This window comes from Listeria grayi DSM 20601, assembly GCF_000148995.1.
In the GTDB taxonomy this organism is placed as follows: domain Bacteria; phylum Bacillota; class Bacilli; order Lactobacillales; family Listeriaceae; genus Listeria; species Listeria grayi.
Genome location: NZ_GL538352.1, coordinates 770,580 through 789,417, shown reverse-complemented (window position 1 = coordinate 789,417; position 18,838 = coordinate 770,580). Strand labels below are relative to the sequence as shown.

General features: G+C 40.8%; 17 protein-coding genes. 3 read left to right on the top strand and 14 right to left on the bottom strand.

The features are described from left to right. Nucleotides 1-92: 92 nt before the first annotated feature. Genes udk through mltG form a run of 3 tightly spaced genes read right to left on the bottom strand, consistent with a single transcriptional unit; the run spans nt 93 to nt 2,461 of the window. Nucleotides 93-725, bottom strand: coding sequence for a uridine kinase (gene udk / locus HMPREF0556_RS03980; protein ID WP_036104008.1), 633 nt, complete (start codon nt 723-725; stop codon nt 93-95). Further along, the gene (locus HMPREF0556_RS03975; RefSeq protein WP_036104006.1) at nt 718-1,377 is read right to left on the bottom strand and encodes an O-methyltransferase; all 660 of its coding nucleotides are present in this window, start codon (nt 1,375-1,377) and stop codon (nt 718-720) included. The genes udk and HMPREF0556_RS03975 overlap by 8 nt, the downstream gene beginning before the upstream one ends. A gap of 16 nt (nt 1,378-1,393) precedes the next feature. Beyond that, the gene (gene mltG / locus HMPREF0556_RS03970) at nt 1,394-2,461 is read right to left on the bottom strand and encodes an endolytic transglycosylase MltG (protein ID WP_003755755.1); all 1,068 of its coding nucleotides are present in this window, start codon (nt 2,459-2,461) and stop codon (nt 1,394-1,396) included. A gap of 181 nt (nt 2,462-2,642) precedes the next feature. On the opposite strand from mltG, the gene HMPREF0556_RS03965 reads away from it, so the two are divergent. After that, nucleotides 2,643-3,266 (top strand): DedA family protein, encoded by a 624-nt coding sequence (locus HMPREF0556_RS03965; RefSeq protein WP_003755753.1) that lies wholly within the window; start codon nt 2,643-2,645, stop codon nt 3,264-3,266. A gap of 61 nt (nt 3,267-3,327) precedes the next feature. Here the strand turns inward: HMPREF0556_RS03965 and HMPREF0556_RS03960 are convergent, their stop codons facing one another. The 6 genes from HMPREF0556_RS03960 to HMPREF0556_RS03935 all read right to left on the bottom strand — a co-directional run bounded on the left by HMPREF0556_RS03960 (nt 3,328) and on the right by HMPREF0556_RS03935 (nt 9,526). Continuing rightward, complete coding sequence (locus tag HMPREF0556_RS03960; protein ID WP_003755752.1) at nt 3,328-3,645, bottom strand: DUF1292 domain-containing protein; 318 nt, start codon at nt 3,643-3,645, stop codon at nt 3,328-3,330. Nucleotides 3,646-3,658: 13 nt separating this feature from the next. Next, on the bottom strand, nt 3,659-4,075 hold the full coding sequence (gene ruvX, locus HMPREF0556_RS03955) for a Holliday junction resolvase RuvX (RefSeq protein WP_003755750.1): 417 nt from the start codon (nt 4,073-4,075) through the stop codon (nt 3,659-3,661). Next, nucleotides 4,072-4,344 carry an IreB family regulatory phosphoprotein gene (locus HMPREF0556_RS03950; RefSeq protein WP_003755748.1) on the bottom strand — a complete coding sequence of 91 codons (273 nt, stop codon included), beginning with the start codon at nt 4,342-4,344 and terminating at the stop codon, nt 4,072-4,074. The genes ruvX and HMPREF0556_RS03950 overlap by 4 nt, the downstream gene beginning before the upstream one ends. A gap of 104 nt (nt 4,345-4,448) precedes the next feature. Beyond that, a complete protein-coding gene (gene alaS, locus HMPREF0556_RS03945; RefSeq protein WP_003755747.1) occupies nt 4,449-7,079 on the bottom strand; it encodes an alanine--tRNA ligase in 2,631 nt (876 codons plus the stop codon). A gap of 296 nt (nt 7,080-7,375) precedes the next feature. Continuing rightward, entirely contained in the window at nt 7,376-8,056 is a 681-nt protein-coding gene (locus HMPREF0556_RS03940) for an ABC transporter ATP-binding protein (RefSeq protein WP_003755744.1), read from the bottom strand. A 9-nt stretch (nt 8,057-8,065) separates the two neighbouring features. Beyond that, on the bottom strand, nt 8,066-9,526 hold the full coding sequence (locus HMPREF0556_RS03935; RefSeq protein WP_040486456.1) for an ABC transporter permease: 1,461 nt from the start codon (nt 9,524-9,526) through the stop codon (nt 8,066-8,068). A 168-nt stretch (nt 9,527-9,694) separates the two neighbouring features. On the opposite strand from HMPREF0556_RS03935, the gene HMPREF0556_RS03930 reads away from it, so the two are divergent. Together HMPREF0556_RS03930 and HMPREF0556_RS03925 are read left to right on the top strand one after the other, a co-directional pair. Beyond that, nucleotides 9,695-10,387, top strand: a complete 693-nt coding sequence (locus HMPREF0556_RS03930; protein WP_003755739.1) for a response regulator transcription factor — start codon at nt 9,695-9,697, stop codon at nt 10,385-10,387. Continuing rightward, complete coding sequence (locus HMPREF0556_RS03925) at nt 10,384-11,787, top strand: sensor histidine kinase (protein ID WP_003755737.1); 1,404 nt, start codon at nt 10,384-10,386, stop codon at nt 11,785-11,787. Before HMPREF0556_RS03930 ends, HMPREF0556_RS03925 begins: the two co-directional genes overlap by 4 nt. A gap of 551 nt (nt 11,788-12,338) precedes the next feature. On the opposite strand, the gene HMPREF0556_RS13555 is transcribed toward HMPREF0556_RS03925, so the two are convergent. The 5 genes from HMPREF0556_RS13555 to HMPREF0556_RS03895 form a co-directional block, all read right to left on the bottom strand. Then, nucleotides 12,339-12,617, bottom strand: a complete 279-nt coding sequence (locus HMPREF0556_RS13555) for a hypothetical protein (protein ID WP_003755735.1) — start codon at nt 12,615-12,617, stop codon at nt 12,339-12,341. 1,850 nt (nt 12,618-14,467) lie between these two features. Next, nucleotides 14,468-15,247, bottom strand: a complete 780-nt coding sequence (locus tag HMPREF0556_RS03910; RefSeq protein ID WP_040486455.1) for a MurR/RpiR family transcriptional regulator — start codon at nt 15,245-15,247, stop codon at nt 14,468-14,470. 124 nt (nt 15,248-15,371) lie between these two features. Further along, entirely contained in the window at nt 15,372-16,313 is a 942-nt protein-coding gene (gene arcC, locus HMPREF0556_RS03905; RefSeq protein WP_003755725.1) for a carbamate kinase, read from the bottom strand. 5 nt (nt 16,314-16,318) lie between these two features. Beyond that, the gene (aguA, locus tag HMPREF0556_RS03900; protein ID WP_003755724.1) at nt 16,319-17,416 is read right to left on the bottom strand and encodes an agmatine deiminase; all 1,098 of its coding nucleotides are present in this window, start codon (nt 17,414-17,416) and stop codon (nt 16,319-16,321) included. Beyond that, complete coding sequence (locus tag HMPREF0556_RS03895; RefSeq protein ID WP_003755722.1) at nt 17,403-18,779, bottom strand: APC family permease; 1,377 nt, start codon at nt 18,777-18,779, stop codon at nt 17,403-17,405. Before HMPREF0556_RS03895 ends, aguA begins: the two co-directional genes overlap by 14 nt. Between the last annotated feature and the right edge of the window lie 59 nt (nt 18,780-18,838).

Sequence of the window (18,838 nt, the reverse complement as noted above, 5' to 3'; positions counted from 1 at the left end):
CCAGTAAGCAAACGTTTCAATTTTCACTAGGGAAATTTTACCGTAATTTCTGCCATTTGACAAGCAGAAAGGCATATCTTTTGAAAATGCGGTTATTTTGCTTGCAGGATCGATGCTATTTTCGTTGTCATCAAGTCAATAGCCACGCGGTTCTTCCCACCTTCTGGGAAAATAATATCTGCAAATTTTTTAGTAGGTTCGATGAATTCATTATGCATGGGTTTGACAACTGACAAATATTGATCGATGACAGACTCCATTGTTCTGCCGCGGTCATTGATATCACGGGTGAGCCGGCGTATAAAGCGGATATCGTCATCCGTATCGACATATACTTTGATATCCATTAGCTCGCGAAGACGCGGATCTTCCAGAATCAAGATCCCTTCCAGAATAATCACTTCTTTTGGTTCTTGAATGATTACTTCTGAGGAGCGTGTATCGATGGTATAGTCATACACTGGTTTTTCTATTGTCTCATAGTTGAGTAGCATTTTCAAATGCTCGATCAAGAGATCGGTATCGAAGGCAAGCGGATGGTCATAGTTCGTTTTCCGGCGTTCTTGCATCGGTAAATGCGATTGGTCTTTATAATAATAATCTTGTTCCAGCATGAGGATAGAGTGTCCCTGAAAGTAATCATAAATAGCTTTTGTCACGGTCGTTTTCCCGGAACCAGAGCCGCCTGTTACTCCTACCACGATCGGTTTCTTATTCTTATTCATTATCATGGCTCCCTTTTTGTTTTCGCTTCGTAATCGCTAATCCATCGCCCAAGGGGATGAAACTGGTTGTAAAGTCAGGATGAGCCGTTAAAAATTGATTAAATTCACGCATTTTCCGTGCAACACGTCTTTTCTTCTGCAAATCGGGTTCAAGTTCTAATGCTAAGCCTTTAAAAAGCACATTATCTGTGTAGATAACACCCTCATCTATCAGCCTAGCAGTGAAAAGAGTAAAGAATTTTTCGTATTGTGCTTTGGCTGCATCGATAAAGATCGCATCAAATGGCCCATGCGCTAAGATAGCTTCCGTTTGTTCCAAGGCATCAGCAAACACGACACGAATCTGGTCTTCTGCTCCGTAAGTATTGATATTTTCGATGGCTTGATCATAGCGCTCTTGATCGCGTTCCACCGTAATGATCTCTGTATGCGGTAACCGTTCTGCCATGCGGAGCGCGGAATAGCCAATCGCGGTTCCCAGTTCCAAAATGCGTTTCGGTTGTTGGATTTCCATGATCATCAGCATGGTCTCTAATGAATCTGGCTCCATGATCGGAACGCCGTCTTCTTTTGCCCGTTTCTCCATTTCCTGAAAAAACGGATGACGTGCGGGTATTTGTTCTTGCAAATAGGTACGAATCAAGTCGTCCATTGTCATTCTCCTTCAATCAATTTCCTTGTGAAATATGTTTTTCTTTTAAAGCATTGTGTTCTTCTAACGTTTTAGAAAAATAAACTTTATGTGTTTTGCTATTCGCTAAGAAATACAAGTAATCCGTCTTAGCAGGATGAAGTGCTGCTTCCATGGAAGTGACGCCACTATTAGAGATAGGGCCAGGAGGCAATCCAGTGTTTTTATAGGTATTATAAGGCGAGTCCACTTCCAGATCCTTATAATAAGTCCTTGTTTTGTGCTTTCCAAGTGCATAAAGGACAGTAGGATCTGTCTGTAGCGGCATTTTCACTTTGATTCGGTTATAAAAGACACTCGCGATCTTTGCTCTATCTGTATTTTGCGTCGCCTCTTTTTCAATAATAGAAGACATTGTTAAAAACGCTTGGACAGATTTCTTTTGCTTTTTCAACTGTGGTGCATAATCCGTGATCTTGACGCTAGTTGCTTTCAACATCTCTTCAATGATCTGTTCTGCGGTTGGATGGGTTTGTTTGAATTCATAGGTAGCTGGATATAAATAACCTTCCAGTGGATGAAGAACGGATTTATGTAATACTTTTTTGCTGAGCATATCCGGATATTTCGCGATCATTTCTTTTACAAAAGCAGGATCATCCATCGTTTTCAGAACCGCTTTTTTGGAAAGTTTTGGCTCGAACTCAGCGATGCGACTGGCGATTTGATCCACTGTATACCCTTCCGGAATAACCAATTTTTCTGGCGGGACCGTTTTGCCACTTTGGATCTTGCTTACGATCTGATCAACACTCATGGACGGTGATAATTGATAATTACCAGCTTTGAGATTACTATTATTATATTTGACATAAAAAGAAAAAATCCTTGCGCTGCTGATAACATCTTTGTTTTCAAGCAGTTCAGCAATTTGTTTACTGCTAACACCATTTGGTATCTCCACAATTACTTTTTTGTCGCTGTCTGGTGATTTTGCGTCTAATTCTGATTTTACATAAAAATAACTGATACCAGCGATGAGAAGAAGTAAAACGACGATGCTAACGATGACCACGGTGATGATTTTGCTCGTTTTCTTTTCCATTATAGACCTCTTTTCTCTCAGCAAATTCCCTATTTATTATACAGACTTTCGCGGTAAATTGCTATGTTTCTTCAAAACTTTAATTAATATTTAGAATTAGCAAGGCAATCTAGTGATGACGATTTCGCTTTTTTTCGGTATAATGATTAAGCTGTGATTTTATTAAAAGGAGTCCTTGATCGTGTTACATTCACTTATTCATCTATTACAAACTTTCACACTCTGGCTTGTTGACACATTAGGACATTTCGGGATTTTTCTCGGGATGACGATCGAAAGTGTATGTATTCCGCTACCCAGTGAGGTTATCATGCTCTTCGGCGGATTCATGGCGGAAGCCGGGAAATTAAACATCGCACTTGTCGTCATCGCGGGCACACTCGGGAATCTCTTCGGTTCGCTTCTTGCTTATTATGTGGGGAAATATGGCGGAAAAGCCTTTATCTTGAAGTATGGTAAGTTTATTTTCTTAAATGCCAGTCACTTAGAAAAATCAGCGCTTTGGTTTGAACATTATGGTGCAGCTACTGTATCTTTCGGCAGATTGTTGCCGGTGATCCGGACTTTCATTTCCTTACCAGCCGGAATCGGAAAAATGAATATATATAAATTCGTGATTTACACAACGCTAGGATGTATTCCCTGGAACCTTATGCTGACTTGGCTTGGGTACTCGCTCGGTTCCCACTGGGGCGCCGTAGAGAAATACATGCGGCCGATCAGTTATTTGATGCTGATCGCAGTTATTCTCTTAGTCCTTTATGGCTTATATAAACTATGGAAGAGAAGAAGACCTGCTGCTTGATCCAAAAACGAAAAAAGCTACGCAACCTGTTACTGGTCTGCGTAGCTTTTTTGCTGCCCGATTATTCTTCTTCGCCTTCTTCATCTGCGAGGAATGTAGCAAGGATCTCTTCGATCATATCCCATTCTTCATCTGTTTCAACTGGTTCTAATTTACCTTGATTTCCTTCTTCATCTTGAATATAAGAAGAAGCGAGAATCTCGATCTCATCGTCTTCGCTCGCATCCGCTGGGAAATACAAAACGTAAGATTTATCAAATGCTTCCGAATCGAAATCAAATAAAATTTCGTATGCTTCTTGTTTTCCTTCTTCATTTGTGATCCAAATCAAGTTTTCCTCGTGATTATGCGCATGGTTATGGTTGTGTTCCTCTGCCATGTTTTCACCTCTTTTAATTATTTGTATCCAAGTAGGACTGCAAGATCATCACAGCTGCCAACTTATCGATCACTTTCTTGCGCTTCCCTCTTGAAACGTCTGCTTCAAGAAGTGTGCGTTCAGCGGCCTGAGTCGTCATCCGTTCATCCCACAGTACTACTGGGAGTTGTACTCTTTTTTCTAAGACCTCTGCGTATTTTTTTGAGCTTTCCGCACGAGGACCTAATGTGTTATTCATATTTTTCGGCAGGCCGACCACGATTTTCGACACTTCATATTCTTGCGCGAGTTCTTTTACGCGATCGTACCCGAATTGTTTGGCAGCTTCGTTGATGGCAATAGTTTCAATGCCTTGTGCTGTCCATCCAAGCGCATCACTGATTGCGACACCGACTGTTTTTGAGCCGACATCTAAGCCCATGACCCTCATTTAGCGTCGGATTGGTGAGTCTTCATATAAGATTTTACCAATTCTTCAATGATTTCGTCACGTTCCAGTTTGCGCACCAATGTTCTTGCATCGTTGTGTCTTGGAATATAAGCAGGATCGCCTGAAAGCAGATAGCCAACAATTTGATTAACTGGATTGTAGCCTTTTTCCTGCAAAGCGTTATACACTTCTTTCATGATCCGCTTCACATCTTCTTCAATGGAATCATCGCCGAAATTGTAATACATTGTTTGATCTTTTGAATCCATATCCTCACACCCCACTTTTGTTTACAGCTTTGTTTCCTACATTTTACACTATAATGGGGAAAATAACAAAGAAATCCAAGCGCTTTTCGCGAATTAAATCATTCTTATTGAATACTTATCCATTCTTTTACAAAAGCAAGTGCTTCTGGCAGTGCTTCGGGGTTCTTACCGCCTGCTTGAGCCATATCCGGCTTGCCACCGCCGTTTCCTCCAACGCGCGCTGCCACTTCTTTGATCAGTTTGCCAGCAGGGTATTTACTGCGGTATGCTTCACTGACGGCTGCGATCAGATTGACTTTTCCTTCTTCGCTTGTTGCAAGTACTAAGACGCCTTCCAATTGTTTGTCTTTCCAGTTATCGACAAATTGGCGCAATTGGTTCATATCTTTGGCATTTACTTTTTTCGCGATTACTGGCACACCGTTTACTTCTTCCGGTTGTTCAAAAATAGCTGCACTTTCTGTATTAGCAAGTTTCGCAAGGAGCGAATCGTTTTCTCGTTTGACTTCTTTTAATTCTGCAAGCAGTTGATCCACTTTTTGCGGTGCTTCACTGCTGTTTGTCTTCAGTTTTGCTGCCGTTTCTTTGAGAGTCGTTTCTTGTTCGGTAACGAAACGGTACGCTGCTTCGCCAGTAACTGCTTCGATTCTGCGTGTGCCGGCACCAATACCAGATTCGGAAATGATCTTGAACAAACCGATTTCAGAGGTGTTTTTAACATGGACCCCGCCGCAAAGCTCGATCGAGTAGCGTCCAACTTGGACAACGCGCACGATATCGCCATATTTTTCACCGAAAAGTGCCATGGCACCAAGTGCTTTTGCTTCATCGATCGGCATTTCTTCAATAACAACCGGGATCTGTTCCCAAATTTTTTCGTTGACGGCTGCTTCCATTTCGGCAAGTTCTGCTTCTGAAATTTGGCTGAAATGGGAAAAATCAAAACGCAGCCGTTCCGGTTCTACTAGAGAACCTGCTTGGTTAACGTGTTCCCCCAAGACATTTTTGAGTGCGCGATGCAATAAGTGAGTAGCGGTATGGTTTTTGACCGTACTTTTACGTTTATACGTATCAACGCGCAAGTCGACCTCTTCTCCTGATTTTAATACGCCTTCCTCGACAAAAATGCGGTGTAGGTTTTGTTTATTTGGTGCTTTTTGGACATCTTTCACATAAGCAAGACCGCTTGTGGACTGGATTGTTCCGTGATCTGCGATTTGACCGCCACTTTCTGCATAGAATGGTGTTTCGCGGAAAATCACTTGTGCTTCTTCACCTGCTTTTACTTCATCTACTAATGTATCATTTTGGATCAAATAAACGATTTGGGAGCGGCTCTCGGTATTTTCATAGCCGATAAATGCGCTTGGTTCTGTCAATGTAGCCAACAATTCTCCTTGGACCTGCATCGACTTCACGTCTGCCCTTGCTTCCCGAGCACGTTCACGTTGTTGTTTCATTTCTGCTTCAAAACCTTCATGATCAACTGCTAGTCCATGATCTTCTGCGTATTCTTCTGTTAATTCCACTGGGAAACCATACGTATCATACAATTTGAAGATCGCCGAGCCACTGATCGTTGCTTCGCCTGATGCTTTTGCTTCCTTTAAAATCGTCTCTAAGATCGCAAGTCCTTCGTTCAGTGTTTCATGGAAACGTTCTTCTTCGCTACGAATGATTTTTTGGATAAAGCTTTCTTGCTTGCTTACTTCCGGATAATAGCTTTTCATGATCGAACCGACAACTGGAACAAGACGATACATAAATGGTTCGTTGATACCGATCAGTTTTGCATAGCGGACAGCCCGGCGCAGCAAGCGGCGCAAGACATAGCCTCGCCCTTCGTTAGAAGGAAGTGCTCCATCGCCGATCGCAAATGCTACCGTACGAATATGGTCAGCAATTACTTTGAAAGCAACATCGGTTTCACTAGAATTGCCATAACGTACATTTGCCAATTTTTCAGTTTCTTTGATCGTTGGCATAAATAAGTCTGTTTCAAAGTTGGTAGGTGCGTCTTGGATAATGGAAACCATACGTTCCAGTCCCATCCCAGTATCGATGTTTTGCTTTGGAAGCGGTGTATAACTGCCATCTGGATTGTGGTTGAACTGTGAAAATACTAGATTCCAGATTTCCAGATAACGTTCGTTTTCGCCGCCTGGATAAAGCTCGGGATCATCCGGATCGTTGCCGTAGCTTTCGCCGCGGTCATAGAAGATCTCACTGTCTGGGCCGCTTGGTCCCACGCCGATATCCCAGAAATTATCTTCGATCTCGACAATGTGCGCATCGGCCAAGCCAACTTTTTCTTTCCAGATCGCTTTTGCTTCTTTATCTTCTGGATAAACCGTTACATATAGCTTTTCCGGATCGAAGCCGATCCATTTTGGACTTGTTAAAAATTCCCATGCCCATACGATCGCTTCTTCTTTAAAATAGTCACCGATCGAGAAATTTCCGAGCATTTCAAAAAAGGTATGGTGTCTGGCTGTTTTACCGACATTTTCAATATCATTTGTCCGAATGGATTTTTGGGCATTAGAAAGCCGTGGATTATCTGGAATGACTGAACCGTCAAAATATTTTTTCATCGTTGCTACTCCGCTGTTGATCCATAATAATGTCGGATCATTTGCTGGAACTAATGATGCGCTTGGTTCGATCGTGTGACCTTTTTCTTTGAAAAAGTCTAAAAACATTTGTCTTACTTCTTGACTGCTTAATTGTTTCATTTCAAAGTTCCTCCTCTTTTTTATAAGCAAAAAAAGCCCACTTCATTGCTACAGGGACGACTGATCGCGGTACCACCCTGTTTGCAATGATGTAGACTTTATCATTACCTCTTTATAGTCGTTAACGCAGAACTGCGGAGTCTTGATTTCGAAGGAGAGCAATGGACAATTACTACATGGCATCCTTTCAGCGAACGGATTGCCTCTCTGTTATGCGTATGATCGTCATCATATTCCTTCAGACTCATATCTTGATTTAGTATTTAACCAAATTATATAGAAGGCACGTCAGGTTGTCAATAAACGTTTCCTGCTTTTTCGAGGAATTTTCCCGCCTTCAATGTCAACGTCACATCAGAAACTTTGGCGATTTCCAGATCATGCGTGACCATGATGACACATTTCCCTACATCGTGTGCCAAATTTTGAAAAATAGTGATGACTTCTTTGCTGCTTTTATCATCGAGGTTACCGGTCGGTTCATCGGCAACGATCAGTTCAGTTTCACAACATAGTGCTCGGGCAATGGCAACACGCTGCTGCTGACCACCACTAAGCGTTAGCACTTTCTGTTTGGCCATTGCTTCTGTGATTCCTACTTTTGCTAGCATTTCGAGTGCCACTTTCTTTTTATTCCTCTTCCGGACTTTGGTGATCTCCATTGCAGTTAGAACGTTTTGCAGCGCCGTCATGTACGTCAACAGATTGTAGCTTTGAAAAATAATCGACACGCCTTTATTACGATATTTCTGCAAGCCCATTTTGCGGATATTCTGATCTTTGTAATAAATATCTCCTTGATTTGGACTATCAAGCCCTCCTGCCAATGATAAAAAGGTTGTCTTCCCGGACCCGGATCGGCCCACGATCGTATAGAATTTACCTGCTTCAAATGTTTGACTGACATCATTCAGGATTTTACTTTCTGGATTTTGATACCAATATTGGATATTTTGAAATGCTAAAATTTGCGTCATTACTCTCACCTACTCCTGTTTAGTTAAAATTTCTTTTGGATTCAAACGTACTACGAAAATGGCTGGGACAGCAACAGCAAAGAATGTGATTCCAATGCCGATCAATCCCATTTTCACTAGATCGGCTAAGCTGATGTGCACATTTAGAGCGGTGATCGCAGTTTGTTTTGTGTTCGTATTCGTTGGCTGACCTCCGAAACCACCAAAGCCACCATTTGGTCTGCCGTTTTGCTGATTGGTTGGCTGGGTTGTTTTTTCTGAACTATTTTGGTTATCCAGTAATTTATTCCCTGCTGCTTGTGCTAGATAATGGCTGCCAGCTGCTGATACTGCAAAGGCGAGCAATGCAACGATAAGTAATTCGACAAAAAACTGACCAATCAATTTGCTGCGTTTTTCACCGATCGCAAGTAAAACACCCATTTCATATTTTCTGGCACGGACTTGCATAATGATCAGCAGTGCCAAGATCAATGCACCAGCAATACTTACTACATAGACGATTATTTTAGCAAAGGAGGCGACATTGTTGATTGGACCCACCATTTGTTGGTACAGCGCGTCATTAGCATCTAATTGATAGACGTCGTAGTCCACCGCTTTTTGTTTTTTAGCGGCACTTACAAACGAACTGATATTTTTCGCATCGTCCATCGAATAGACCGCCGAATCAACTTTGTTTTTATAGCTGGAGCCTTTTAAAGTATTAGCAACTGTGTATGGCGTATAGATTTTGTTATAGGGATTTAAAAAGGAAAAATTAGCAGCTGAATCGCTGCTGCTGGATTTATTGGTATAAATACCCACGATTTTTAATTTGACGGTGTGTTTTTTATCGCTGGATTTGATTTTAAATGTATCACCGATTTTCCAGTCATTCGCTTCTGCCAACGTCGCTTCCACTAATGCGACGTTTTTCGAAGTGTCATCGCTTGTAATGGCTTTGCCGGAGGTAAGGACGCTGGTTTTCGCATCGAAATCTGTTGAGCTAGCACTGTCTAAAACCCCACTGACGCTGAGATCAGCCTGTGTCATTCCCTGCCCGCCTCTCGCTCCTCCAAAACCGCCTTGGGAATTCGAGCTGTCTTGATTATCGGAGTCATCCCCAGAAGACTTGATCGGGTCAAAGCCGCTGGCAAGCGCTTGGGTACTGGAATATAGATTATAAGTGCTGACATGATTCAAGGAAGCTACTTTTTCTGCCGCGGATACAGCGATCGGGCTGCTCTCGAATTTTGGCCGTTCTCCTTGCTGGCTCTGCATCTTTTCACGCTGTTTATCGCGGTCGACCGATAGCGTGACAGTCGATCCGAGTTTTTCTCTGGCTTGCTTGGTTGCGATATTTGTCGCCGACTGGATCGCAAATCCCGATAAGACGAAAGCACAAACGACAGTAAATACAATAAATTGTAAAATGGCCCTTCCTCTGCGCTCTTTTAGATTAAGCAGTGCACGTTTTAAAAAATTCATCATCAGTTTCCTCCATTCCTTGGTTCTTTTTTAGATTATCGGCAAGATATGAACGAACTGTGAACAAAGTATGATAAAGCTTTTAAACTTTCAAAAATCGGCAAAAGTGCTTGCAAATCTGCTTGTTTTTCGCTAGCTTTAAAGTAGTTATAAAAGAGGTGGAACGATTTGAAATTATTAATGATTGAAGATAACCATAGCGTCTGCGAAATGATGGAATTGTTTTTCATGAAAGAAACGATAACGGCAACTTTTATTCATGACGGTCAAGAAGGACTAGACCGCTTTTTAGAAGAAGACTGGGAATTTGTCATTATCGACCTTATGCTCCCTTCCTTGGATGGCATGACGATCTGTAAAAAAATAAGAGAAGCAAGCGATGTTCCGATCATTATTTTAACAGCAAAAGAGTCGGAATCCGATCAAGTTCTAGGGCTGGAAATGGGTGCAGATGATTATGTGATCAAACCATTTAGTCCAATCACGCTTTTGGCGCGCATTAAAGCAGTCAAACGGCGTCATCATAAAGTCGAGGGCTCTCAACCTAGTTCGATCATCCGTACAAAAGATTTTGTAGTGGATTTGCAGACTCGCGAAGTCCTTCATCTAGGGAAACCACTAGGTGCACTTACACCGAAAGAATTTGATCTGCTTTATTTCTTTTTGCAGCATCCGCGGCAAGTTTTTTCGAGGGAACAGTTGCTGGAGCAAGTGTGGGGTTATCAATTTTACGGAGATGAACGCACAGTCGATGTCCATATCAAACGGCTGCGTCAAAAAATCGCCAATCAAAAGCAGCATTACTTGTTTACGATTTGGGGAGTAGGTTATAAATTTGAGGAAGTAGCTGATGATCAATGAGATTTAAATTCCAATATCAATTGTTTGCTGTCCAATTTCTCTCACTTTTGATTGCTTGTCTGCTGATTGGTTTTTTGACCTCGCATTTTTTTAAAAATTATTTCTTTGAAAGTAGTGTCAATGAACTAAGCGAATATGGTGTTAAAATTGCGGATGATGATCTTTCCAAACCCGTCTTAGATACGTATCAGCGTTTATTGAGCGTGAAAAATATCCATTACACGATTTTAAAGCCCAATAATCAAATCGTTTATCCCAATTTCAATCGCCCACTTCCGCCGAGTTTCAAAATCAGTATGGCTGAGAGAAAGCAGCTAGAAAAAGGCAAAATCATCTCTCATCAAATGGATGATCGTTTTAATCAAACCATGTCTATTGTTTATATCCCGATTTTAGAGCAAAATGAGCTTCGAGGAATTATTATTTTGAATTCTCCAGTAAGCGGAACAGAACGCGTCATTGGGAAAATCAATGCCTATATGTTCTACACGATCATCTTCTCTGTGGTGATCGCCCTGGCAATCAGTTTCCTGCTCTCAAAAATGCAGGTCAAACGGATCAACCGCTTGCGTAAAGCAACAAAAACGGTCACGCAAGGAAATTACGACATCCAACTCACGAGCGGACAACTTGATGAGATCGATGATTTGACCACCGATTTCAACCAAATGGTGCAGGCATTAGCGCGATCCAAAGCAGAAATCAACCGCCAAGAAAAGCGCCGTCGCCAGTTTATCGCAGATGTGTCTCATGAAATGCGCACACCACTTACCACGATCAGTGGCCTTTCTGAAGGACTTGTCAATGATTTGATTCCAGCCGACCAATTTCCGCGCTCTTTAGCATTGATTGAAAAAGAAGCAAAACGGCTGACCAAATTAGTAAATGAAAATCTGGACTATGAACGAATTATTTCCAATAAAGTCCATCTGCAGCAAACCTCTTTTAAAGTGCTGCCATTTTTAAATACGATCAAAGATCAAATGCTTCCGCTAGTTAAGGAAACTGGAAATGAGATCAAGATCGACGCTCCTGAATCGCTCCAGATCTACGCAGATTATGATCGACTGACTCAGATCGTGATCAATGTGGTGAAAAACAGCATTCAGTTTACCAAAAAAGGGACGATCACATTACAAGCTACTTCTAATTATAAAGAAACGCTACTCACGATCACGGACACCGGCATCGGTATGGATCCAGCAGAATTGACTCAGATTTGGGAACGTTTTTATAAAGCAGATCTATCGCGTACAGATACAAAATATGGGGAATACGGTATCGGTCTTACCATTGTTAAGCAGTTAGTAGAACAACACCATGGGCGAATCGAAGTAAAAAGTAAGCGCGGGGAAGGAACCACATTTTCTCTATACTTCCCCGCTCCTTCTGTTCAGTGAGCGCTTGGGAAGACAGTCCCCCATACGCGATACGCGGGACACAATGATGATGTGAGGAGCGTCCTCTGCGACCTGCATTACTTATGACGAACAAGAAAAATCTAATTCTCGTTTGGCACTGGCGAAGAACGATTTCATATCGATACAAAGAGTGTCGTGATAGGGGATTTTCTATGTGTACCATTTTCCTATTGCCCTTCTGACAGATTTTCTGTATGCTCGGATAGATTTGCATGTCTTGATCTTCATACGTCATTGAAATGACCTCCTCCAACAATAACAAACGTTCTATTTGGCAAGTTAAAAATTTATTGAATAATAAAAGCTCCAGTCAAAAACTGAAGCTTGCGAATGAACACATAATAAAAAATTTATTTACTAATTTAAAAGATAACTAAAATATTGTTTATTCTTTTTGTAATTAACTGAATTTCCTGCAAGGATATAATATTTTCGTACTTTTTTAGTATGAGTGTCATAGACAAATTGATAGGATGTTTCACATTTATCTATTTTATCCCAACCCTTCTTCTGATGCCAAGAACTTCCATCTACGTATTTTTTTCCTTGCTAACAAACTGTTTCCAATTTTGGTAATCTTCCTTTGTAGTGATTTCTTTTTTAACACTATCTCCTATAGATTCAGAACCATACTCGTTTTCCTTCATCACATAAATATCCTTTTGAGGGATTTTTGAAGTCTTGATAGCAGCTTCTATGGGCTTTTTAGCTTGCATTTTTTGGTAGTACAGATTGATATAGTACTTCCCTTCAACTACAGCAATAATTAGTACTATAACCACAAGTACTCCGATAACGATTTTTTTCATAAGACATCTTCACCTCTTTTTATCAATATGTACCAACTTTTTTAGGAGCATACTTTCCAGTAAATGTATTAGGAATAGCTGCTGGCGAAACGAATGTCAACCCAGTTGTCGCTACTTCAATACCCTGTTCCATAGTAATAAGCTTGATATACTAGCTTGGAACAATAATTGGGATTTCTTGTTAAAGTCCCTGCGCTTAAATTATAGGCAATATGTTTATCTATTCATAGTTAGCATATAATAGTTGCGCAATTTCTTTATTCCATTTGCTATATAGATATGTAAACGGATTTATATTTTTTTGTTCAGCACCCAGTTCATAAACATCTTCATTGCTTATAGAGGCTGCGCTTAAAAAAAAAGGAAGTAAAGCTATCATTCTTAGCAAAAGAAGTATAGTTAACATAGATTATTTTATCTAATTTCACTCCCGCGATGTAACTTAAATCTGAAACCCTATTAGCAATAACATACTATTATTGATTAAACCGATAAAACATACCATAAATACTATTAAGATCAGCCAAGAAAATTTCTTATGGAACATACAATATCCCAATAGGAAAAGTGCAACGATTGGTAAACCGATTAAAAAAAGCAAAAAGAAAATATTATTATCCAACAACCAATTTGGTAGCTTTTCATAAGTTCCTGAAAAAATTAAAACATGTGAAAAGCATGCCAGTAAAATTATAGTATATGTAAGTAATTTCTTAATACTAATCATCCCCCTTTAGTAGAATTATCTGTGACTATTCTAAAATATTATTGCGCAATAGTTCACATGTCAAGTTGCTTTTCTGATTTTATTAAAGATTTCGTAGTAATCTTGGTAGGAACCGCGATAAAAAAACATACTCCTTTTCCTAGAAAATGGGTATATCACATCGAGCGACAGACATATCGGATAAAAATAGAAGGCTCTACCTACTTAGTTTAAGTTCCTTCAGGTAAAGGCTTAACATTTGGCGTGAAATATCGGTGCTTTTTTCAATATCAACTAACGTATATTTATACTTGTTAGATCCGTCTTATTGCAGATATAAACCGATTGCAAGCCTCAACTTTGGATCTCATCCGATGTGAATTTTTTATTTTCTTCCTTTGTCTTATATAGATGTTCAGTGTCTATCAGATATCTTCTTTTGATTCAATTTCCTAAATGCACTTACTTTTTTAAGTATCCAAACACATCTAACTGTTCTAATCGTTTTTGTTACAATCATTCTACGCAACTTTCCAAAATCTTCACTTGTATTCATGGTTATTATTCCAGCCTCTCTCTATATAAGTTCACGGAAATTTTGTCTCCGTGACTACCCCAAGCAATAATTATATTAAATTACTTGTTTTCCATAATAGAAGGATTATCAGATAAATACGGTTTAATCTCTTTTGTTATACATTTCGGGTACTGTAATAGACTGTCCCATACTTGGATTCACATTCCATATGTATGTCTTTCTTTACATCGATTTTTAAAATCTCCACCATTTCTACCGGAGAAATATCCCCAACACAAAAATCACGATCGTTCTTTCGGATCTCAAAAGTCTCTCTGTTAGCACTTTTTGGACTATAACGGAGCTTTACGGGCTGTTTAAAATTCAGCTTAATAAAAACCGGAAGTAAATATACGCCTTTACGAAGGTAATTACCCTACACCTGCTCCACCAAGCAAAGGGCCTATGCAATTTTTCTAAAAATGAAAGGAGTTTCGGACATAAAAACCAGGAAAGAAAAGCATTAATTTTACTTTTCTTCCCTGGTTTTTATGTAGCAACTAAAGTTTGGCAATACACTTACTTAAGTTTACTGCCAATAGCGCAAAGTCCCAGCCACTTTTCCAGTTACATCTGTTTATTTTTATTTTCCATATATTGATAGAGAATCAATTCCATAATAGCAATTGTTGAGATCCTAGAGGTGATATCTAGTGAAGCAATCTCGATTTCATCTGTAAAAATATACAAATTGATGTCACTCATATTCTGAATGATATTATTGTCTGCGCCGGTGATCGATACCAGCATTTGAACTTGATTTGTGTTCTTTAGCTGTCTGGCGATCTGGATCAATTCGATGTCGTGGCCGCCATATGTAAGAATAAAAACAATATCTGTTGATTGAATATGGACTGCTGCTGCCTGACGATATTGATAATCTTCCGGGAATTCTACAAAAAAGCCGCTCATCGTATATAGGTATTTGATATATTGGGCCGCATGTTTGCTCAGCCCTTTAGCAAAGATGTATATTCGCGGACGATCTTGAAGTACTGCCGTGATACGGTTGATCTTATCTACTTCCAAGACACGCACGGATTCGATGATGTTTTTTAAATATTCTTCGCGGTAGTCTTGCTGATCAACAACGAACGGTAATTGTTTGGAACGCTTTTTATCCAATAATGTAAATTTTAGAACTGTTGTAAATTCACTATAACCGACAAAACCTAGTTTCCTTACGAACCTCAAAAAGGTAGTCGTAGAAACAAAGCATTCTGCCGCTACTTCACGTATACTTTGGTGCTTGATGACATCCATGTTCTTGACCACATAATCGAATAAAATTCGTTCGTTACGTGTCAGCATGGAAACATGTTTACTTACCATTTCGAAAAAATCCATTGCCATTCCTCCAGAAGTTGCTTATCTCTTCTTTGCTATTATAAAGGAAAAAGGGATAAGGAAACAATAGGAATAAACCTGCTGGCAACCACTGATTGAAGTGATTGCTAGCAGGCCTGAGTGTTTATCTTGTAATAACCGTTCCTGCTCCTTCTGTCAATAAATTAGGCAGATTTTCCAGTGAAGTGATAACGGCTTTTCCATGCGGATTGCCCCTTACAAATTGGATCGCTGCTTCGATTTTCGGTAGCATGCTCCCTTTTGCAAAGTGATTTTCTGCTTTATAAGCCTCTAGTTCGCTGGTTGTCACTCGCTGTAATTCTTTTTGATCAGGCTGATTGAATCGGATCGCAACGTGTGAAACACCAGTCAAAATAATCAGCTGATCAGCCTGAACAGCTTCAGCTAATGTTGCAGCAGCAAAGTCTTTATCGATTACTGCTTCGATGCCGACATATTCATTTCCTTCCTGGATCACAGGGATACCGCCACCGCCTGCTGAGATCGTCACGACATCATTTGCGATCAGTTGCGCGATCACAGGATATTCTTTGATCGCGATTGGTTTCGGCGATGGCACTACTTTCCGATAACCGCGTCCTGCATCTTCTTTGTAGACAGCCTTGGTGCGCAATTTTTCTTCCTGCATTTCGGTTTCTGTCAAAAAAGGACCGATCGGTTTCGTTGGGTCTTGAAAAGCTGCGTCACTCTTGTCCACGATGACTTGGGTGACGATCGTTGCTGTTTCTTTCTGTAATTGATGATTTAAGAGCGCTTCATCCAGCGCGTTCTGTAGCCAATATCCGACACTCCCTTGTGTCATCGCTACACAGGTATCTAGTGGCATCGCCGGATTTTTATCGGAGTGAGCTGCTTCTTGCTGTAAAACTAAATTGCCGACTTGTGGCCCGTTACCATGCGAAATGATCACTTGATGTCCTGCGGTGATCAGTGGGATCAAATATTCTGCGGTTTCTTTTAAAACCTTTTTTTGTGCATTGGCAGAAGCATCATCTGTTAAGATGGCATTTCCGCCAAGTGCTACAACGATTCTTAATTTTCTCATCTGCTCTACTTCCCATCTGGTACTTGTTGTGTAATACAATGGATATTACCGCCGCCCAATAATATTTCTCGAGCACGCACGCCAACGACTTTACGATCTGGATAAAGTTCTGTCAGCGCTGTTCGTGCTTTTTCATCATTTGGATCACCGAAAAGTGGGAAAACAATACCACCATTTGCAGTATAATAATTGATATAGCTTGCTGCTAAGCGGTCGCCTTCTTCTCGCGGAAGTGTTCCTGCTACAGCATCTACGCCCAAGCTTTCTTCTTCAGTGATCAAGATCGGTTTCGGTACTTCTAATTTGTGGACCTCCAATTTCCGGCCTTTGGCATCTGTTGCCTCGCTTAAAATATCGAAGCATTCTTTAGAGATCTCATATTGCGGATCCTCTTTATCATTGGTCCACGCAAGTGCTACAACTCCTGGACGCACATAATTAAGGATATTGTCGACATGTCCATTCGTCTCGTCTAAATAGATTCCACGTTTCAGCCAGATGATCTTTTGGATATTGAGATATTCGCTCAAGATCTTTTCGATCTGCGCTTTGGAAAACTGGGGATTGCGTCCTTCTGACAGCAAGCATTCTTCCGTTGTGATCAATGTCCCTTCACCGTCTACGTGGATAGAACCACCTTCAAGCACAAATTCAGGAAGTTCATAACGATCACAAGCTTCGATCTCACAAACTTTTTGTGCGACCATGTTGTCATTGTCCCAAGGGAAGTATAAACCATCCACTAAGCCACCCCAAGAATTGAAAGTCCAATCAATGCCGCGAACTTCTCCGGCTTCGTTTTTCACAAATGTTGGGCCGCAATCACGAACCCATGCATCATCGCTCGCCATTTCGATCACACGAATCTCATCCGGCAACTGATAGCGGGCATTTTTATATTGCCGATTGCTGACTAAGACCGTCACTTTTTCAAATTCGGCAATCGCCGTTGCTACATTGGTAAATGCTTGTTGCGCTGGTTTTGCTCCTAAGCGCCAGTTATCTGTACGCTCCGGCCAAATTAAATAGCAGCCTTTATGCGCTTCAAATTCACCCGGCATACGGAAACCTTCTGCTTTTGGAAATCCATCAATTGTTTTCATCTTTCTTGTCCTCCTTTTTACCATTCGCCACACGAATACATATCTCACCGATAACCGCTGTTATCACGAAACCAATCAAGATCGGAACTTTTCCAGTTATTTCTGCGGAACTTCCGTTTAAAGGAACCGCTGAGAAAATCAATGTGATTCCAAGAAGTATCATTGGTACAAATGCTACAAGGCGAATCACCCATTTTGGTCCAGGAACTTTAAACGGACGAACTCTTTTTCCATCACTTTTCCGCAACTTCAAGAAAGCTGGGAACATGACCATGTAGGAAACAAGTAGCGCGATCACATTGAGTGCGAAAAAGGCCCAGAAAATATCTTTATTCGGTATGAATGGTGCCACGATAATCAACACAGAAGCAACAACACCGTTCATCACATTCGCTCCGATCGGCATATCGGTTTTTTTGCTAGCGATCCGAAATACTTTCGGCAAATCTTGATTTTTTGCTGCATACATGGTCACATAATTAACACCAAGCGCCCATGAAATCAAGTTAGCAGCCAATGTATACATAAACATGATCCCGATAATGATCACAAACCAATTATTGTGTCCGATCATCAGCAAGAAGCTGTCGATCAAACCGCCTGATGTCGAAAGGTCGCCTACAGGTATGGCTGCGCCGATCCCAAATGCTGCTAATACATAGAAGAAAGCAATCAAAGCCCCGCCAATGATGATAGCTTGTGGGATTTGTTTTTTGGGATTATCCATATCTCCCGCCAGTGTCGTCACAACTTCAAATCCCAAGAAATTGAATAAAATGATCGAAATAAATGATAGACTGTTCAAATCAAAAGACGGTAACAATGCCTTACCGGAAAAGTCATTTGCTAGTCCTTTCGTAACGGCAAAATAAATACCGAGCACACCTAAGCTGACCATGATCGCAACTTTGCAAAACGCTGCGATATTCAAGATCCATTTACTATCACTAACAGGAAACGCGCTAATCAGTGTGACAATCCATACAAATACCAGCTGGATAATGATCGATGTCATGGTTGATATATGAAAAGAAAAAATCTGTGTCATTACTTCTACGAACAACACCGCTAAGCTCGCCATCCAGATCGGAAAGTTGATCCAGTAATACCAAGCGACTCTACCTCCCCAGCGTCTGCCAAATGCCCTTTTTACCCAATCATAAATGCCGCCTTCATCATCATACGTCGTGCCGAGTTCTGCTGATACCAGCCCATAAGGTAAGAAAAACAAGATCAGCAAACTGATCCACCAGAAGAACTGACTGGGACCGATCGCAGCTGCCGGTGCCGCGGATTCTACAACTAGAATAACGCAGACAGCCATAAGCACCGCGTCAAATAAGCGGAATTTCTTTTTTTCCATTTGCACTCGCCTCTTTTATGAGTAGGGAAAAAGCAGCTGACCGCTTCTTCCCCTATTTT